At 43.1% G+C, this 216-nt stretch carries 1 rRNA gene; it reads left to right on the forward strand.

Annotated features, from left to right (window positions below):
• Positions 1-92: 92 nt before the first annotated feature.
• Positions 93-209: ribosomal RNA gene (gene rrf, locus ACTXGU_RS22475) — 5S ribosomal RNA — on the forward strand.
• Positions 210-216: the final 7 nt, after the last annotated feature.

The following is a 216-nucleotide window of genomic DNA, read 5'->3' on the forward strand; positions in this document are numbered from 1 at the left end:
TGTTGTAACTGGACAAACAAAAATCGATTACTCTATTCTTATTTCTTCATATGATTTAGTTTTGAGAGAACAAAACTCTAATAAAATAATAGTCTGGTGGCGATAGCGAGAAGGTCACACCCGTTCCCATACCGAACACGGAAGTTAAGCTTCTCAGCGCCGATGGTAGTTGGGGGCTCTCCCCCTGTGAGAGTAGGACGTCGCCAGGCAAAAAAA

Source organism: Niallia sp. 01092, assembly GCF_052318935.1.
GTDB lineage: Bacteria > Bacillota > Bacilli > Bacillales > Cytobacillaceae > Niallia.